14 protein-coding genes are annotated in these 17,376 nt (G+C 65.1%); 2 read left to right on the forward strand and 12 right to left on the reverse strand.

Translation table 11 applies throughout. From position 1 onward, the window contains the following. Window positions 1–29: 29 nt before the first annotated feature. The 12 genes from lpdA to I6F21_RS34545 form a co-directional block, all read right to left on the reverse strand. On the reverse strand, window positions 30–1,430 hold the full coding sequence (gene lpdA / locus I6F21_RS34490) for a dihydrolipoyl dehydrogenase (protein WP_225184108.1): 1,401 nt from the start codon (window positions 1,428–1,430) through the stop codon (window positions 30–32). A gap of 58 nt (window positions 1,431–1,488) precedes the next feature. Continuing rightward, window positions 1,489–2,238, reverse strand: coding sequence for an SDR family oxidoreductase (locus I6F21_RS34495; protein WP_225184109.1), 750 nt, complete (start codon window positions 2,236–2,238; stop codon window positions 1,489–1,491). Window positions 2,239–2,263: 25 nt separating this feature from the next. After that, window positions 2,264–2,497, reverse strand: coding sequence for a hypothetical protein (locus I6F21_RS34500; protein ID WP_036024626.1), 234 nt, complete (start codon window positions 2,495–2,497; stop codon window positions 2,264–2,266). 11 nt (window positions 2,498–2,508) lie between these two features. Next, window positions 2,509–3,750, reverse strand: a complete 1,242-nt coding sequence (odhB, locus tag I6F21_RS34505) for a 2-oxoglutarate dehydrogenase complex dihydrolipoyllysine-residue succinyltransferase (RefSeq protein WP_036008775.1) — start codon at window positions 3,748–3,750, stop codon at window positions 2,509–2,511. A gap of 163 nt (window positions 3,751–3,913) precedes the next feature. Next, entirely contained in the window at window positions 3,914–6,871 is a 2,958-nt protein-coding gene (locus I6F21_RS34510; protein ID WP_036024619.1) for a 2-oxoglutarate dehydrogenase E1 component, read from the reverse strand. Window positions 6,872–7,008: 137 nt separating this feature from the next. Next, entirely contained in the window at window positions 7,009–7,893 is an 885-nt protein-coding gene (sucD, locus tag I6F21_RS34515) for a succinate--CoA ligase subunit alpha (protein ID WP_036008780.1), read from the reverse strand. A gap of 36 nt (window positions 7,894–7,929) precedes the next feature. Then, window positions 7,930–8,409 carry a DUF1579 family protein gene (locus tag I6F21_RS34520; protein ID WP_036024613.1) on the reverse strand — a complete coding sequence of 160 codons (480 nt, stop codon included), beginning with the start codon at window positions 8,407–8,409 and terminating at the stop codon, window positions 7,930–7,932. A 4-nt stretch (window positions 8,410–8,413) separates the two neighbouring features. Then, window positions 8,414–9,613: an ADP-forming succinate--CoA ligase subunit beta gene (sucC, locus tag I6F21_RS34525; RefSeq protein WP_036008785.1), complete on the reverse strand. Its 1,200-nt coding sequence runs from the start codon at window positions 9,611–9,613 to the stop codon at window positions 8,414–8,416. 204 nt (window positions 9,614–9,817) lie between these two features. Beyond that, window positions 9,818–10,786: a malate dehydrogenase gene (gene mdh / locus I6F21_RS34530; protein ID WP_025032846.1), complete on the reverse strand. Its 969-nt coding sequence runs from the start codon at window positions 10,784–10,786 to the stop codon at window positions 9,818–9,820. A gap of 240 nt (window positions 10,787–11,026) precedes the next feature. Then, window positions 11,027–12,214 (reverse strand): cell division protein ZapE, encoded by a 1,188-nt coding sequence (gene zapE, locus I6F21_RS34535; protein ID WP_036024610.1) that lies wholly within the window; start codon window positions 12,212–12,214, stop codon window positions 11,027–11,029. A gap of 241 nt (window positions 12,215–12,455) precedes the next feature. Then, window positions 12,456–12,992 (reverse strand): RNA 2',3'-cyclic phosphodiesterase, encoded by a 537-nt coding sequence (thpR, locus tag I6F21_RS34540; protein ID WP_027572985.1) that lies wholly within the window; start codon window positions 12,990–12,992, stop codon window positions 12,456–12,458. Between the two features lie 175 nt (window positions 12,993–13,167). Beyond that, on the reverse strand, window positions 13,168–13,803 hold the full coding sequence (locus tag I6F21_RS34545) for an arylesterase (RefSeq protein ID WP_225141900.1): 636 nt from the start codon (window positions 13,801–13,803) through the stop codon (window positions 13,168–13,170). A gap of 55 nt (window positions 13,804–13,858) precedes the next feature. Between I6F21_RS34545 and I6F21_RS34550 the strand changes: the two genes are divergently transcribed. Together I6F21_RS34550 and I6F21_RS34555 are read left to right on the forward strand one after the other, a co-directional pair. Continuing rightward, window positions 13,859–14,578 carry an ABC transporter ATP-binding protein gene (locus I6F21_RS34550; protein ID WP_036024603.1) on the forward strand — a complete coding sequence of 240 codons (720 nt, stop codon included), beginning with the start codon at window positions 13,859–13,861 and terminating at the stop codon, window positions 14,576–14,578. Then, window positions 14,575–17,145 carry an FtsX-like permease family protein gene (locus tag I6F21_RS34555; protein ID WP_225184110.1) on the forward strand — a complete coding sequence of 857 codons (2,571 nt, stop codon included), beginning with the start codon at window positions 14,575–14,577 and terminating at the stop codon, window positions 17,143–17,145. Before I6F21_RS34550 ends, I6F21_RS34555 begins: the two co-directional genes overlap by 4 nt. Window positions 17,146–17,376: the final 231 nt, after the last annotated feature.

Here is a 17,376-nt window from a genome sequence, read left to right on the forward strand (position 1 = left end):
TCCCGCCCGGTTCGGCGCTGGGCGCGTCGTTACATATGGATGGCTCGCTTGCCGACCGCAAGCGCGGCTTCCTTGACGGCCTCCGAGCGCGTCGGATGGGCGTGGCAGGTGCGCGCGAGATCTTCCGCACTGCCGCCGAATTCCATCAGAACACACGCTTCATGGATCATTTCGCCGGCTTCGCGGCCGATAATGTGCACGCCGAGCACGCGATCGGTCTTCGCATCCGCGAGAATCTTCACGAAACCGTCAGTGGTCTGGTTGACCTTGGAGCGGCCGTTGGCGGTGAACGGAAACTTTCCGACCGTGTAAGCCACGCCCGCCTGCTTGAGTTCCTCCTCGGTCTTGCCGACGGAGGACACTTCCGGCGTGGTATACACGACGCCCGGGATGACGTCGTAATTCACGTGACCGGCTTGGCCTGCGATGATCTCGGCGACCGCGACGCCCTCGTCCTCGGCCTTGTGCGCGAGCATGGGGCCTGCGACGACGTCGCCGATGGCATAGACGCCCTTCAGGCTGGTGGCGAAATGCGGATCGATCTGCACCCGGCCGCGCGCGTCCAGCGCGACGCCGGCTTCCTTGAGGCCGAGACCGTCGGTGTAGGGCACGCGGCCGATGCAGACGAGCACGACGTCGGCTTCGATGGTCTCGGCGGCACCGCCGGAAGCCGGTTCGATTTTCGCGAGCAATGCCTTGCTGTTCACCTCGACGCCGGTCACCTTCGAGCCCAGCTTGAATGCAAATCCCTGCTTTTCAAGGATGCGCTGGAATTGCTTGGCGATCTCGCCATCCATGCCGGGCAGGATGCGATCGAGGAATTCGACCACCATGACTTCGGCTCCGAGCCGGCGCCACACCGAGCCGAGTTCGAGCCCGATCACGCCGGCGCCAATGACCAGCAATCGGCCTGGCACCTTGTCCAGCGACAGCGCGCCGGTCGAGGACACGATGCGCTTCTCATCGATCTCGATGCCCTTGAGGCGCGCGATGTCCGAGCCGGTGGCGATCACGATGTTCTTGGTCTCGACCACCTGCGACTTGCCGTCGGCGGAGACCTCGACCTTGCCGGTGCCGAGGATCTTGCCGGCGCCCTTGAGCACGTCGATCTTGTTCTTCTTCATCAGGAACTCGACGCCCTTGACGTTGCCGTCGATGCCCTGCTGCTTGAAGTTCATCATCGCGGGCAGATCGAGCTTCGGCGAGGAGACCGAGACGCCCATCTTGGCGAAGGAGTGGCCGGCTTCCTCGAACATTTCGGAGGCGTGCAGCAGCGCCTTCGACGGCATGCAGCCGACATTGAGGCAGGTGCCGCCGAGGGTCGCGTTCTTTTCGACCACGGCGACCTTCATGCCGAGCTGGCTCGCGCGTACCGCGCAGACATAACCGCCCGGTCCGGTGCCGATGACGACGAGATCGTAGGTAGCCATGAGAGAAAGTCCCGTAAGGTTAGGCGTGGTGAGGATGTGTCAGCGCCCGCGCGGCGCGTCAGCGTCCGCCGGACACATCGAGAATGGCTGAGGTGACGTAGGAGGCCTCGTCCGAGATCAGCCAGACGATGGCATTGGCGATTTCATCGGCAGTGCCGACGCGCTTCATCGGCACCAGATGGGCCAGGCGATGGGCGCGGTCGGGCTCGCCGCCGGCGGCGTGGATTTCGGTGTCGATCAGGCCGGGACGGATCGCGGCGACGCGGATGCCCTCGCCCGCGACCTCATAGCCGAGGCCGACGGTGAAGGAATCGACCGCGCCCTTGGACGCGGCATAGTCGACATAGGTGTTGGGTGCGCCGAGCCGCGCTGCGACGGACGACAGGTTGACGATGACGCCGCCCGTGCCGCCGTGCTTGGTCGACATCCGCTTCACCGCCTCGCGCGCGCAGAGGATGGAGCCGGTGACGTTGACGGCCATCACGCGCTGGATGCGCTCGGCCGACATCTCGTCGACGCGCACGCCGCTCATGCCGACGATGCCGCCATTGTTGACGAGCGCCCCGAGCGTGCCGAACTTGTCGGCCTCCTTGAACAGATTGAGGATGTCGCTTTCCTCGGCGACATCGCATTTCACAGCGATGGCCTTGCCGTTGCTGGCCGCGATCTGCGCGACCACCTCGTCGGCCGCCTGCTTGTTGCTGGCATAGCCAACCACGACGCGAAAACCGCGCGCGACCGCCGCAAGCGCGGTCGCCCGCCCGATGCCGCGGCTGCCGCCGGTGATGACAACGACTTTATCCGTCACATCAATCCCCACGAGTTCGAGCGCACTACGACGTCCTGCCCTCAAGAGCCGCCAAGCGATCAAGCACGGACTTGTCCGTCAAGCTGATCAAATGGAACAGAATGAAGGGCGTGAGAAACGGGATCAGGCACAAGGCCGCGAAGCCGACCCCCTTACCTTTCCTGCGACTAATCGGAATCGCAAAGAAGAAAAAGATAAGGGTGGTCAGCAGGAGCGGCACCATGGAGATGAGCGCATGCGCGAGCGACGGCTCCCCCATCGTCGCCTCCCTTAGAGGTCCAGCACCAGGCGCGCCGGATCTTCCAGGCTCTCCTTGACGCGGACTAGGAAGGTGACGGCTTCCTTGCCGTCGATGACGCGGTGATCGTAGGACAGCGCCAGATACATCATCGGGCGGACCTCGATCTTGCCGCCGACGACCATCGGCCGCTCCTGGATCTTGTGCATGCCGAGGATGCCGGACTGCGGCGCGTTCAGAATCGGGGTCGACATCAGCGAGCCGTAGATGCCGCCATTGGTGATGGTGAAGGTGCCGCCCTGCATCTCGTCGATCTTGAGCTGGCCGTCACGGGCGCGGCGGCCGAAATCGGCGATGCTCTTCTCGATGTCGGAGATCGACTTGTGGTCGCAGTCGCGCACCACGGGCACGACCAGGCCCTTGTCGGTGCCGACGGCGACGCCGATGTGGTAGTAGTTCTTGTAGATCAGGTCGCTGCCGTCGATCTCGGCGTTGACGGCCGGGATGTCCTTCAGCGCCTGCACGACGGCCTTGGTGAAGAAGCCCATGAAGCCGAGCTTGGCGCCGTGCTTCTTCTCGAACGCGTCCTTGTAGTGTGCGCGCAGCGCCATGACGTTGGTCATGTCGACCTCGTTGAAGGTCGTGAGCATGGCGGCGGTGTTCTGCACGTCCTTGAGCCGGCGCGCGATGGTCTGGCGCAGCCGGGTCATCTTGACGCGCTCTTCGCGGGCGGCGTCATCGGCCGGCGAGGGGCTGCGGACCTGCACGGCGGCGGCGGGCTGGTTGACCGGCGTCGGCGCCGAGGCGGCGCGCTCGATGGCGGCCAGCATGTCGCCCTTGGTGACGCGGCCGTCCTTGCCGGAGCCCGGCACGGTCGAGGCGTCGATGCCGGTCTCGGCGGAGAGCTTGCGCACCGACGGCGCGAGCGGCGCATCGGCCGGCGGCGCCTTCGCGGCAGCGGGAGCCGGCGCGGGAGCGGCGGCAGCAGCTGCAGGCGCCGCAGCCTTGGCCGGCGCGGCGGCGGGCTTGGCTGCGCCGGCACCATCGGTGATCTGACCGAGCAGCGCGCCCACGGCAACGGTCGCACCATCGGCAGCGATGATCTCGCTCAGCGTGCCGGCGGTCGGCGCGGGGACTTCGATGGTGACCTTGTCGGTCTCGAGCTCCACCAAGGGCTCGTCGACGGCGACGGGGTCGCCGGCCTTCTTGAACCAGCGGCCGATGGTGGCCTCGGTGACGGATTCGCCGAGCGTCGGCACACGAATTTCAGTCATGGTCTCTTCCTCAAGGGATCGCAGGTAGCGGTCATGAATTCATACGTCATTGCCCGCGAAGACGGGCAATCCAGTACGCCGTGACTTTCGTGATCAGAACGAAAGCCGCGGAGTACTGGATGCCCCGCCCTCGCGGGGCATGACAGAGTCCTAAAAAAACTTCTCAGCTCAGTGCTTCGTCCAGGAACGCCTTCAGCTGAGCCTGATGCTTGGACATCAGACCCGTTGCGGTCGCGGCGGAAGCGGCGCGGCCGACATAACGCGGACGCCGGCTCGCGCCGTTCACCTGGTTCAGCACCCATTCCAGATAGGGCTCGATGAAGTGCCAGGCACCCATGTTGCGGGGCTCTTCCTGGCACCACACCATCTCGGCCTTCTTGAAGCGCGACAGCTCGGCCACCAGCGCCTTCAGCGGCACCGGATAGAGCTGCTCGACTCGCATCAGGTAGATGTCGTCGATGCCGCGCTTCTCGCGCTCCTCGTAGAGGTCGTAATAGACCTTGCCGGAGCACAGCACGATGCGGCGGATCTTCTCGTCAGGGACGAGCTTGATCGCCTCGTTCGGCAGCATCTGGGCGTCATCGTAGAGGATGCGGTGGAAGGTCGTGCCCTTCGCGAGCTCGTCCAGACGCGACACCGCCCGCTTGTGACGCAGCAGCGACTTCGGCGTCATCATGATCAGCGGCTTGCGGATCTCGCGATGCAGCTGCCGGCGCAGCACGTGGAAATAGTTCGCCGGCGTGGTCGGGTAGACCACCTGCATGTTGTCTTCCGCGCACATCTGCAAGTAGCGCTCGAGGCGCGCCGAGGAGTGCTCCGGTCCCTGGCCCTCATAGCCGTGCGGCAACAGGCAGACCAGACCGGACATGCGCAGCCATTTGCGCTCGCCCGAGGAGATGAACTGGTCGAACACGACCTGCGCGCCGTTGGCGAAGTCGCCGAACTGGGCTTCCCACAGCGTCAGCGTGTTCGGCTCGGCGAGCGAATAGCCGTATTCGAAACCGAGCACGGCTTCTTCCGACAGCAGCGAGTTGATGACCTCGTAATGGCCCTGCTCGTGGCCGAGATGGTTGAACGGCGTGTAGCGGCTTTCGTCTTCCTGGTCGATCAGGACCGAATGGCGCTGCGAGAAGGTGCCGCGTTCCGAATCCTGTCCGGACAGGCGGACGTGGTGGTTTTCGTTGAGCAGCGAGCAGAACGCCAGCGCCTCGCCGGTCGCCCAGTCGATGCCGTTGCCGCTCTCGATCGCCTTGGCGCGGTTATCGAGGAAGCGCTGAATGGTGCGGTGAACGCGGAAACCGTCCGGCACCTTGGTGATCTTGCGGCCGATGTCCTTCAGCGTGGCGATGTCGACGCCGGTGACGCCGCGCCGCGCATCCTCTTCCTGGTCGGCGATCTTGAAGCCCGCCCACTTGCCGTCGAGCCAGTCGGCCTTGTTCGGCTTGTAGGAGGTGCCGGCCTCGAACTCGGCATCGAGCCGGGCGCGCCAGTCCGCCTTCAGCTTGTCGACCTCGCCCTCGGTGACGACGCCTTCTGCGATCAGGCGCTTGGAGTAGAGCGTCAGCGTCGAGGGATGGGCGGCGATCCGCTTGTACATCACCGGCTGGGTGAAGGCCGGCTCATCGCCCTCATTGTGGCCGTAGCGGCGGTAGCACCACATGTCGATGACGACGGGCTTGTGGAACTTCTGCCGGAATTCGGTCGCGACCTTGGCCGCGAACACGACGGCTTCCGGATCGTCGCCGTTGACGTGGAAGATCGGCGCATCGATCATCTTCGCCACATCCGACGGATAGGGCGAGGAGCGCGAGTAGCGCGGATAGGTGGTGAAGCCGATCTGGTTGTTGACGATGAAGTGCACGGAGCCGCCGGTGCGGTAGCCCTTCAGGTCGGACAGGCCGAAACACTCCGCGACCACGCCCTGGCCGGCGAACGCGGCGTCGCCGTGCATCAGGAGCGGCATCACCGAGATGCGCATATCAGGGGGATCGCCGTGCTGGTCCTGCTTGGCGCGGACCTTGCCGAGCACGACGGGATCGACGATCTCGAGATGCGAGGGGTTGGCAGTCAGCGACAGGTGGATGCGGTTGCCGTCGAACTCGCGGTCCGAGGAGGCGCCGAGGTGATACTTGACGTCGCCGGAGCCTTCGACCGCGTCGGGATTGGCCGAGCCGCCCTTGAACTCGTGGAATAGTGCGCGATGGGCCTTGCCCAACACCTGGGTCAGCACGTTGAGGCGGCCGCGATGCGGCATGCCGAGCACGATTTCCTTCACGCCGAGATTGCCGCCGCGCTTGATGATCTGCTCGAGCGCGGGGATCAGGGCTTCACCGCCGTCGAGGCCGAAGCGCTTGGTGCCGGTGAACTTGGTGTCGCAGAACTTTTCGAAACCCTCGGCTTCGATCAGCTTCTGCAGGATGGCCCTGCGGCCTTCGCGCGTGAACGAGATCTCCTTGTCGGGTCCCTCGATGCGCTCCTGGATCCAGGCCTTCTGCGCCGCGTTGCTGATGTGCATGAACTCGACGCCGAGCGTCTGGCAGTAGGTGCGCTCGCAGATCGCGGTGATCTCGCGCAGAGTGCCGTATTCGAGGCCGAGCACGTGATCGAGGAAGATCTTGCGGTCGAAATCGGCTTCGCTGAAGCCGTAGGTGCGCGGATCGAGCTCTTCGCGGTTGCGCTGGGCTTCGATGCCGAGCGGATCGAGCTTGGCGTGGAAGTGGCCGCGCATGCGGTAGGAGCGGATCAGCATCAGGGCGCGGACGGAATCGCGCGTCGCCTGAAGCAGGTCGGCGGAGGAGATGTCGGCCCCCTTGGCCTGCGCCTTGGCGGCGATCTTGCCACCGACCGTCTTCTCGACCTCGGCCCAGTTGCCGTCGAGGGCGGAGGTCAGATCGTCCTTCGGGGTCAGCGGCCAGTTGTCGCGCTCCCAGGACGGGCCTTCCGCGTTCTTGCTGATGTCAGCCGGCGCGTCGTTCAGGCTCTTGAAGAACTCCTGCCACTCGGCATCGACCGAGGACGGGTCCTTCTGGTAGCGGGCGTAGATTTCGTCGATGTAGGTGGCGTTGGTGCCCTGCAAAAAGGATGACAGGGCAAAGGCTGCGTTCGCGTCTTGGCGAGACATACTTGAGTTCCTGGCGATTTCGATTCGCGCATAACAAACGGCGCTGGCGCCGAGCTCCCCCGACAGGGCTCGACGCGACAGGCACCCTTTACCCTATTTGCTGCGAAACTTCGCCCGGAAAAGCACGAAGAACTGAATTAGCCTTTCAACTTTTCGGCAAGCGTGTGGCCGAGGCGGGCGGGCGACGGGGACACTGTAATTCCTGCGGATTTCATCGCCTCGGTCTTGGAACCGGCATCGCCCTTGCCGCCGGAGATGATGGCGCCGGCATGACCCATGCGGCGGCCGGGAGGGGCGGTGACGCCGGCGATGAAGCCGACCATCGGCTTCTTGCGACCGCGCTTGGCTTCGTCCTTGAGGAACTGGGCGGCGTCCTCCTCGGCGGAACCGCCGATCTCGCCGATCATGATGATCGATTCGGTCTTGGGGTCGGCGAGCAGCATCTCCAGCACGTCGATGAACTCGGTGCCCTTGACCGGGTCGCCGCCGATGCCGACCGCGGTGGTCTGGCCGAGGCCTTCCTGGGAGGTCTGGAACACCGCTTCATAGGTCAGCGTGCCCGAGCGGGAGACGATGCCGACCGAGCCGGTCTTGAAGATGTTGGCGGGCATGATGCCGATCTTGCACTCGCCGGCGGTCATGACGCCCGGGCAGTTCGGCCCGATCAGGCGCGACTTGGAGCCGAGCAGCGAGCGCTTGACGCGAACCATGTCGATCACAGGAATGCCCTCGGTGATGCAGACGATCAGCGGGACCTCGGCGTCGATGGCTTCGCAGATCGCATCGGCTGCGCCCGGCGGCGGCACGTAGATCACCGACGCGTCGGCGCCGGTCTTCTCACGCGCCTCGCGCACGGTGTCGAACACCGGCAGGCCCAGATGCGTCGAGCCGCCTTTGCCCGGCGAGGTGCCGCCGACCATCTTAGTGCCGTAGGCAATCGCGGCCTCGGAGTGGAAGGTGCCGTTCTTGCCGGTGAAGCCCTGGCAGATGACCTTGGTGTTCTTGTCGATCAGGATGGACATGAGGTCTGCTTTCGCGAAACTAACAGAGTGAGTGGGTCAGTGGATGCGGCGGTAGACGCCGGTGAGGACGTCGGACCAGCCTTCCGCGTCCGGCGAGAATTGAATCTTCAACGAGTAGGAATCCTCGTTGATGATCTCGTAGACGTGGCGCGCATTGCCGCGGAGCGAGCCGCGCACCAGCGTCAGGGTCTTGCCGGCCCACCCGCCCGAGGCGGGCGATGGCGGCGTGTAGCCGAGCGAATCGTACCAGAACAATTTGTAGGTCCGGTCGTCGCGGTCGAAGGTGAAGATGCCGTGGGTGGCGAAGACCTGCTTGCCGTCGCGCATCTGGACGGAGTCCTGGATCAGATAAAAGCCGTTGAGATCCATGCGCGCGACGGTGCGCGAGGTCGCCGGCCCGCCCGCCGTCCAGCGCGACGGGAAGACCATCTCCTCACCATCCCATTCGCCGGCGAACGCGGCGAGGCGCGCATGCTCGGGGAGCGGAGATGATGCGGCGAGATGGTCCTGGGCCATGGCGCTAGCCTCCCTTGACGGCCTTCACGATCTTCTGCGCGGCGTCGTCGAGATTGTCGGCGGGCACCACGTTCAGTCCCGATTCACGGATGATCTTCTTGCCGAGCTCGACATTGGTGCCTTCGAGGCGGACCACCAGCGGCACGCTCAGGCCGACCTCGCGAACCGCAGCCGTGACGCCCTCGGCGATCACGTCGCACTTCATGATGCCGCCGAAGATGTTGACCAGGATGCCCTTCACGTTGGGATCGGCGGTGATGATCTTGAACGCGGCCGCGACCTTCTCCTTGCTGGCGCTGCCGCCGACGTCGAGGAAGTTCGCCGGCGCCATGCCGTAGAGCTTGATGATGTCCATCGTCGCCATGGCGAGACCGGCGCCGTTGACCATGCAGCCGATATTGCCGTCGAGCGTGACGTAGTTGAGATCGTATTTCGACGCCTCGATTTCCTTGGCGTCTTCCTCGGTCAGATCGCGCAACGACACCGCGATCTCGGGATGGCGGAACAGGGCGTTGTCGTCGAAGGACACCTTGGCATCGAGCACGCGGAGCTCGCCCTGCTTGGTCACGACCAGCGGATTGATCTCCAGCATCGACATGTCCTTGGCGACGAAGGCCGCGTAGAGCTGCGCGGTGAGCTTCTCGGCCTGCTTGGCGAGGTCGCCGGACAGATTCAGCGCCTTCGCGACCGTGCGGCCGTGATGGCCCATGATGCCGGTCGCCGGATCGACCGAGAAGGTCACGATCTTCTCCGGCGTGTTGTGCGCGACGTCCTCGATGTTGACGCCGCCTTCGGTCGACACCACGAAGGAGACGCGCGAGGTCTCGCGGTCGACCAGGATCGAGAGGTAGAATTCCTTGTCGATGTCGGAGCCGTCCTCGATGTAGAGGCGGTTGACCTGCTTGCCGGCAGGTCCGGTCTGTACGGTGACCAGCGTCGCGCCCAGCATCTGCTTGGCGAATTCGTTGACCTCTTCCACCGACTTGGCGATGCGGACGCCGCCTTTGTCGCCGGCGGATGCTTCCTTGAACTTGCCCTTGCCGCGCCCGCCGGCATGGATCTGGCTCTTCACCACCCAGACCGGGCCGGGAAGCTGTCTTGCGGCGGCGTCGGAGTCCGAGGCCTTGAGAACCGCTACGCCGCGCGAAATCGGAACGCCGAATTCATGCAGCAGCGCTTTGGCCTGATATTCATGGATATTCATATGGTCGCTCCCTGAACCCGCGGGCGGTGACCTCATGGGCCCACCTCAGTCTTGTGGCTGGCATACCATATACCACAGGAACTGCAACCCGGATTCTTTGACAATCGAGATCTGCCGAGACCGGAACCCCACCCCGGTCAGCCGGGGTCCGGAAGTGAAACCGCCGAAGACCGGGTTTCGATCTTCGGCGGGTATTGCTTTGCCTTAGCGGCCGAGAAGATCGGGTGCGATCTTCTTGCAGGCATCGACCAAGCCCTGCACGGCACCGACCGACTTGTCAAACGCCTCGCGGTCCTTGCCGGCGAGTTCGATCTCGACCACGCGCTCGACGCCCTTGGCGCCGATCACGACGGGCACGCCGACATACATGTCCTTCACGCTGTACTCGCCGTTGAGATAGGCGGCGCAGGGCAGCACGCGCTTCTTGTCCTTCAGATAGCTCTCGGCCATCGCGATCGCGGAGGCGGCAGGGGCGTAGAAGGCCGAGCCGGTCTTGAGCAGGTTGACGATCTCGGCGCCGCCATTGCGGGTGCGGTCGACGATCTCGTCGAGGCGCGCCTGTGAGGTCCAGCCCATCTTGACGAGGTCGGGCAGCGGGATGCCGGCGACGGTGGAGTACTTCACCAGCGGCACCATGGTGTCGCCGTGGCCGCCGAGCACGAAGGCGGTGACGTCCTCGACCGAGACGTTGAACTCGTCGGCGAGGAAGTAGCGGAAGCGGGCCGAATCCAGCACGCCGGCCATGCCGACGACCTTCTTGTGCGGCAGGCCCGAAGCCTTCTGCAGCGCCCAGACCATGGCGTCGAGCGGGTTGGTGATGCAGATGACGAAGGCGTCGGGGGCGTACTTCTTGATGCCGGCGCCGACCTGCTCCATGACCTTGAGGTTGATGGAGAGGAGGTCGTCGCGGCTCATGCCGGGCTTGCGCGGCACGCCGGCGGTGACGATGCAGACCTTGGCGTTGTCGAGCGCCTCATAGGAGTTCGCGCCGGTGTAGTGGGCGTCGAAGCCGTCGACCGGCGAGGACTGCGCGATGTCGAGCGCCTTGCCCTGCGGCACGCCCTCGGCGATGTCGAACATCACGACGTCGCCCAGTTCTTTCAGGCCGATGAGGTGAGCCAGCGTTCCGCCGATCTGGCCGGAGCCAATCAAAGCAATCTTGTCGCGCGCCATGTGAACCTGTCCTTTAGACACGTAAGGAGGGGAAACTGAGACGGGTGGTTATCCCTTTCGTCTCCCCCGTTCAAGTCGCCCAATGCCCAATTGTCGGGCTTGCCGAGATAGCAGCCAGCATACCCCGGCCGTCATTCCGGGGCGCGCGAAGCGCGAGCCCGGAATCCATAACCACCATCCGGAGTATGGATTCCGGGCTCGTCGCTTTGCGACGCCCCGGAATGACGGCGGGGATAGGACTTAAGTCTCGACCAAGCCCTTGGTCGAGCCGCTGGCGGTGGAATCCTTGCGGCCGTGAGGCAGCGCCAGATAGGATTCCGAGCTCATTTCGATCAGGCGCGAGGCGGTCCGGTTGAACTCCATGGCCTCGGTGCCATCGGTCGCGAGGTAGAGCGAGATCGGATTGGCGTCGGCCGAGGCCATCAGCTTCACGGCGTTGTCATAGAGCGTATCGATCAGGGTGATGAAGCGCTTGGCCGCGTTGCGCTGGGAGAGGTCCATCACTGGAATATGGTCGACCAGGAGGGTGTGATAGTCGTGCGCCAGCCTGAGGTAGTCGGATGCACCGAGCGGCTGCTCGCAGAGGTCGGCGAAGGAGAAACGCGCCACGCCATGGGCCGAGCACGGCACGTGCAGAATGCGGCCCTTGATCGAAATGTCACGCGAGCGGCATTTGGCGCCGCCCGTCATCCGCTTCCAGGCCCGATCGAGCGCGGCGTCCGCATCGCCATCGGCCGGTGTCAGCCACATCGGCACGCCCTGCAGCTTCTCCAGGCGGAAGTCGGTGCGCGCATCGAGCCGCGCGACGTCCATGTGGTCGGTGATCTGCTTGATGAAGGGCAGGAACAGCGAGCGGTTCAGGCCACCCTTGTAGAGATCGTCGGGCGCGACGTTGGAGGTCGCGACCACGACGGTGCCGAGCTCGAACAATTTGGCGAACAGGCGGCCCAGGATCATCGCGTCCGCGATGTCGGTGACGTGGAATTCGTCGAAGCAGAGCAGCCAGCTCTCCTCGAAGATCGCATTGGCCGTCAGAGCGATGACGTCGCTGTCGGCGATCTCGCCGCGCGCGATGCTCTGGCGATAATCGTAGATGCGCTCGTGCACGTCCGCCATGAACTCGTGGAAATGCGCGCGGCGCTTATGCTCGACCGATGAGTGCTGGAAGAACAGGTCCATCAGCATGGTCTTGCCGCGGCCGACCTCGCCGTGGATGTAAAGCCCGCGCGGCGCCTCGTCCTTGTCACCAGAGCTGAACAGGCGGCTGAGCAGGCCCTGCTTGCGGGTGGGCTTGTAGGTCGAAAGCCGCAGGTCCAGCGCCGCATAGGCCTCGGCGACCTCGGCCTGCGCGGGATCCGGCTCGATCGCGCCGGACGCGATCTCGGCCTGATAGGCCTCGCGGAATGAGGGATTTGGGGTGGAGAGCATGGCTCTTTACCGCCAGAGACGGACGGAAATTGCAAGCCGTGAAATGGGGTCAGAGGTATGCGCGTTTCTTCTCCCTCGCCCCGTTCTTACGGGGGCGTGACGAGCTTCGCTCGCGCTGGGAGGGTCGGGGTGAGGGGCTCTATCCGCGTATGAGATCCATCGAAAGACCTGCCCCCCCCTCACCCGGATCGCGAGAGCGATCCGACCTCTCCCCGCAAGCGGGGAGAGGTTAAGAAAGAAATTACTCACACAGCTCGTAGGCATCCTCGACCACATACGGGCCGCCGCCGGTGGACGCGCGCGAGGAGAACAGCACGAAGCGTTCGGCCATGAACGCCTTGCTCGGGAAATAGCCGCGCAGCGAGAGATAATCGGCGACGTCGCGGTCGGAGGCATCGTGCAGCCTCGCAAGCGTGACGTGCGGAATGAACTTGCGTCCCTCCGGGTCGAGGCCGATCCGCTGCATCATGCGCTCGAGCTCGGCCTGCAATTCCATCAGCGGCTTGCTCGGCGCAATCGTGGCGACCACCGCGCGGGGCTTGCGGCCGCCGAAGCTGGTGAGCCCCTGCACCTTCACCTCGAACGGCTTGCGGTCGACGCGAAACAGCATCGAGGCGATCTCGTTGGCGGAAGCACCGTCGATGTCGCCAATGAAGCGCAGGGTGACGTGATAATTTTCGGGATCGATCCAGCGGGCGCCGGGGAGGCCACCTCTCAAGTTGGAAAGCGACTGGCCGATTTCGGCCGGAATTTCCAGACCCGTGAACAAACGCGGCATCGTTTCGCACTCCCGATGCTTGGGTACGGTGCTCGAACAGCGAGAACCATATCCAAATTAGAGCCGGCGACGAATCACCGGTACCCTGATTCCTATCGCAGTTGTGTGACTCTGCGAAGCACAGCGCGCCTCACCCCGGTAAAACCCCGGGAATTAGGGTTAGCGCTGCCTGGTTTCAACGCCGTTGCTCAGCGATCGTGCCAATGAATGCCTCCACCATGGGCATGATCCTGCCGACGATGATGTCGACGCCTTCAGCGGTCGGATGAATGCCGTCGGCCTGGTTGAGCTTGGCCTCGGCCGCGACGCCTTCGAGGAAGAACGGATAGAGCGGCACGTCGAATGTCTTCGCCAGATCCGGATAAATCGAATTGAAGCGCGCGGCGTATTCGGCGCCGTAATTCGGCGGCGCCAGCATGCCGCAGAGCATGACCGCAATCTTTCGCGCCTTGAGCCGCTGGACGATGTCGGTCAGCGCGGCGCGCGCCACGTCGGGATCGATGCCGCGCAACGCGTCATTGGCGCCGAGCTCGACGATGACGCCGTCAGTTCCATCGGGCACCGACCAGTCGAGCCGGTCGCGGCCGCCCGAGGTGGTGTCGCCGGACACCCCGGCATTGGTCATGTCGACCTCTATGCCTTTGGCCCGCAAGGCTTTTTGAAGCTTTTGGGGGAACGCCTCCTGGGCCGGAAGGCCAAGGCCCGCGCTCAGGGAATCGCCGAGGACGACGAGCTTGACCGGCTTTGCCGCACCCGCCCAAGCGGGATTCGCCATCGTCATGACGGCGAGCATCAACACGGCTATGTGCATGAACAATCCGTAACGCCTCTCGACCCCGCGTGCGGACTTGCCATATGACCGGACCATGGACACTCGCATCGACCCCTCTTCGCTCGCCGCTACCGCGGACACCATCGCCATCTCCAACGTCAACCTCTCATTGGGCACGGGCGCGGCACGCGTTCACATCCTCAAGGATATCAGCCTGCGGGTCGGCCGGAGCGAGACGATCGGACTGATCGGCCCGTCAGGCTCGGGCAAATCCACGCTGCTGATGGTTATGGCGGGGCTGGAACGTCCTGATAGCGGAGAGGTGGTGGTGAATGGCACGCCTTTCAATGCCCTCGACGAGGACGCGCTGGCGCGCTTCCGCGGCCGCCAGGTCGGCATCGTCTTCCAGTCCTTTCACCTGATCCCGACCATGACGGCGCTGGAGAACGTCGCAGTGCCGCTCGAGCTCGCCGGCAACCCCGATGCCGCCAAGCGCGCGGCAGAGGAGCTGCAATCGGTCGGGCTCGGTGACCGCCTGCATCATTATCCGACCCAGCTCTCCGGCGGCGAGCAGCAGCGCGTCGCGCTCGCCCGCGCGCTGGCACCCGATCCCGCGATCCTGGTCGCCGACGAGCCGACCGGCAATCTCGACGAGACCACCGGTAAGCAGATCGTCGATCTGCTGTTCAGCAAGCACGCCGAGCGCGGCATGACCTTGGTGCTGGTGACGCACGATTCCTCGCTCGCGCATCGCTGCGATCGCGTCATCCGCCTGCGCTCCGGTCGCATCGACACGCAGTCTGCGCCCGCATGAGCGCTGTGGCCGAATCGTTCGCGAAACCCAACGCCGTCGCGCTGTCGCTGCGCTACGCCTTGCGCGAATTGCGCGGCGGCCTGCGCGGCTTCTATGTCTTCATCGCCTGCATCGCACTCGGCGTGATGGCGATCGCCGGCGTCGGCTCGGTGTCGGCGAGCCTGAGCGACGGTCTGGCGCGCGAAGGCCGCACGCTGCTCGGAGGCGACGTCTCTTTCGTGCTGTTCCAGCGCGAGGCCAAGCCGGAAGAGGTCGCGTTCCTGCGCTCGCGCGGCACGCTGTCGGCGGCTGCGACCTTGCGCGGCATGGCGCGTTCGGCTGACGGCAAGCTGGCGCTGGTCGAGATGAAGGCGGTCGATAACACCTATCCGATGCTGGGACAGCTGACGCTGGCACCAAAGCTGCCGATGGCCGATCTGCTCGCCGAGCGTGACGGCGCGTTCGGTGCCGCCGCCGATCCGACGCTGCTGGCGCGGCTCTCGCTCAAGACCGGCGACCGCGTCACGATCGGGTCCGCAACGTTCCAGATCCGCTCCACCGTCGAGGCCGAGCCGGACAAGCTCGCCGGCGGCATCGGCTTCGGGCCGCGCTTTCTGATCAGCGAGGCGGCCTTGCGCGCCACCGGCCTGATCCAGCCCGGCAGCCTGGTGCGCTGGGTCTACCGGGTCAAGCTGCCGGAGGCCGCGAACAACGAGCGCGCCACCGAAGCCTTCATCGCGGATGCGCGCAGCGCCGCGCCGCAGGCCGGCTGGGAGATCCGCAGCCGCTCCAACGCCTCGCCGCAGCTCGAGCGCAACATCAACCGCTTCACGCAGTTCCTGACGCTGGTCGGCCTTGCCGCGCTGCTGGTCGGCGGCGTCGGCGTCGCCAATGCCGTGAAGAGTCACATCGACCGCAAGCTCGAGGTGATCGCCGCCTTCAAGGCCGTCGGCGCCACCGGCCGGGACGTGTTCGGCATCTACCTGGCGCAAGTGGTCCTGCTGGCCGCGATCGGGTCCGTGATCGGCCTGGCGCTCGGCGCGGCGATGCCCTTTGCGATCGTTGGCCTGTTCGGCAAGCTGTTGCCGCTGCCGGTGGTGCCGGCCGTGCACACCGACGAGCTCGCGCTGTCCTTCCTCTACGGCCTCCTCACCGCGCTCGCCTTCGGCCTGTGGCCGCTCGCGCGCGTGCACGACGTGCCGGTGGCCGCGCTGTTCCGCGACACCATCAGCTCCGAATGGCACCGGCCACGCGCGAGCTATCTCGTGTTCATGGCCGTCGTGATCGCACTCCTCATCACGGTCGTGATCGGCCTGTCGTTCGACAGGCGCATCGCCGCGGTGTTCGTGGCCTCCTCAGTGGTCGTGTTCGTCTTGCTGCGCGGCATCGCCGCCCTGCTGATGACGATCGCACGACGGCTGCCACGCACGCGGCTGCCGATGCTGCGGCTTGCGATCGCCAACATCCACCGGCCGGGCGCGCTGACGCCGTCCGTCGTGCTGTCGCTGGGCCTAGGGCTCGCCGTGCTCGTCACCATCACCCAGATCGACGGCAATCTGCGCCGGCAGTTCCTGGCGGCGCTCCCCGACCAGGCGCCATCGTTCTTCTTCATCGACATTCCGAGCGCGCAGGCCGAGCAGTTCGATGGCTATCTGCGCCAGATCGCCCCCGGCGCCAGGATCGAAGACGTGCCGATGCTGCGCGGACGCATCGTCGCCGCGCGCGGGGTGCGCGCCGAGGAGCTCAAGCCGTCCACGGATTCGGAATGGGTGCTGCAGAGCGATCGCGGCCTGACCTACACCGCCGAGCTGCCGAAGGGCTCCAAGGTGGTCGAGGGCGAATGGTGGCGCGCCGATTATTCCGGCCCGCCGCTGGTCTCGATGGAGAAGAAGATCGCCGACGGGCTCGGCCTCAAGCTCGGCGACGAGGTGGTGGTCAACGTGCTCGGCCGCGACATTCCGGCCAAGATCAGCAATTTGCGCACGATCGACTGGCAGGGTCTCGGCATCAATTTCGTCCTTGTGTTCTCGCCCAACGCCTTCAAGGGCGCGCCGCACACCCATATCGCGACGCTGACAGAAGCGGGCGGAAAGGCGGCGGGCGACGGCAAGATCATCAAGGAGGTCGCCGACGCCTATCCGATGGTGACGAGCGTGCGCGTGCGCGAGGTGATGGAGACGGTCGGCTCTGTGGTGACCAATCTGGCCCTGGCGATCCGCGGCGCCAGCGCCGTGACGCTGATCTCGGCGATCCTGGTGCTGGGCGGGGCGCTCGCCGCCGGCCACCGCCACCGCGTCTATGATGCGGTAATCCTGAAGACCCTCGGCGCGACGCGGCTGCGGCTGCTCGGCGCCTATGCCCTCGAATACCTGCTGATCGGCCTTGCCACCGCGGTGTTCGGGGTGATCGCGGGCAGCATCGCGGCCTGGCTGATCGTGACGCGGCTGATGACGCTGAGCTTCGTCTGGCAGGCCGGCAGCGCCGCCGGCGTGGTCGCCGCCGCGCTGGTCGTGACCGTCGGGCTCGGGCTTGCCGGCACGCTGCTGGCATTGAACAAAAAGCCCGCGACGGTGTTGCGAAATTTGTGACAAAATGTAGCGGCGGATCGAGCTGCCCGGAATCGGCCCGGTTTCGGCGATTAACCACGCTACCGGTCAGCTTCGCGTCAGGATTGACGCCGAGGGCGACATTCAGCCGCGCGTGGAAGGTTGCGGCGAATGTGTTAGTTTCCCACATATCGGATGGGTTCGGAGTCCCGATTGTGAGCCAAAATTTAGTCGGCTGGCAGCGGTCTCCGAGATAGAATTTGACGAACCGGC

This window comes from Bradyrhizobium sp. NBAIM03 (assembly GCF_020194055.1).
GTDB lineage: Bacteria > Pseudomonadota > Alphaproteobacteria > Rhizobiales > Xanthobacteraceae > Bradyrhizobium > Bradyrhizobium yuanmingense.

Excerpts from the sequence above, each read along its gene's own strand:
- lpdA (WP_225184108.1), bottom strand. The coding sequence starts at position 1,430 with ATGGCTACCTACGATCTCGTCGTCATCGGCACCGGACCGGGCGGTTAT.
- I6F21_RS34500 (WP_036024626.1), bottom strand. The coding sequence starts at position 2,497 with ATGGGGGAGCCGTCGCTCGCGCATGCGCTCATCTCCATGGTGCCGCTC.
- odhB (WP_036008775.1), bottom strand. The coding sequence starts at position 3,750 with ATGACTGAAATTCGTGTGCCGACGCTCGGCGAATCCGTCACCGAGGCC.
- I6F21_RS34510 (WP_036024619.1), bottom strand. The coding sequence starts at position 6,871 with ATGTCTCGCCAAGACGCGAACGCAGCCTTTGCCCTGTCATCCTTTTTG.
- sucD (WP_036008780.1), bottom strand. The coding sequence starts at position 7,893 with ATGTCCATCCTGATCGACAAGAACACCAAGGTCATCTGCCAGGGCTTC.
- I6F21_RS34520 (WP_036024613.1), bottom strand. The coding sequence starts at position 8,409 with ATGGCCCAGGACCATCTCGCCGCATCATCTCCGCTCCCCGAGCATGCG.
- sucC (WP_036008785.1), bottom strand. The coding sequence starts at position 9,613 with ATGAATATCCATGAATATCAGGCCAAAGCGCTGCTGCATGAATTCGGC.
- mdh (WP_025032846.1), bottom strand. The coding sequence starts at position 10,786 with ATGGCGCGCGACAAGATTGCTTTGATTGGCTCCGGCCAGATCGGCGGA.
- zapE (WP_036024610.1), bottom strand. The coding sequence starts at position 12,214 with ATGCTCTCCACCCCAAATCCCTCATTCCGCGAGGCCTATCAGGCCGAG.
- thpR (WP_027572985.1), bottom strand. The coding sequence starts at position 12,992 with ATGCCGCGTTTGTTCACGGGTCTGGAAATTCCGGCCGAAATCGGCCAG.
- I6F21_RS34545 (WP_225141900.1), bottom strand. The coding sequence starts at position 13,803 with ATGCACATAGCCGTGTTGATGCTCGCCGTCATGACGATGGCGAATCCC.
- I6F21_RS34550 (WP_036024603.1), top strand. The coding sequence starts at position 13,859 with ATGGACACTCGCATCGACCCCTCTTCGCTCGCCGCTACCGCGGACACC.
- I6F21_RS34555 (WP_225184110.1), top strand. The coding sequence starts at position 14,575 with ATGAGCGCTGTGGCCGAATCGTTCGCGAAACCCAACGCCGTCGCGCTG.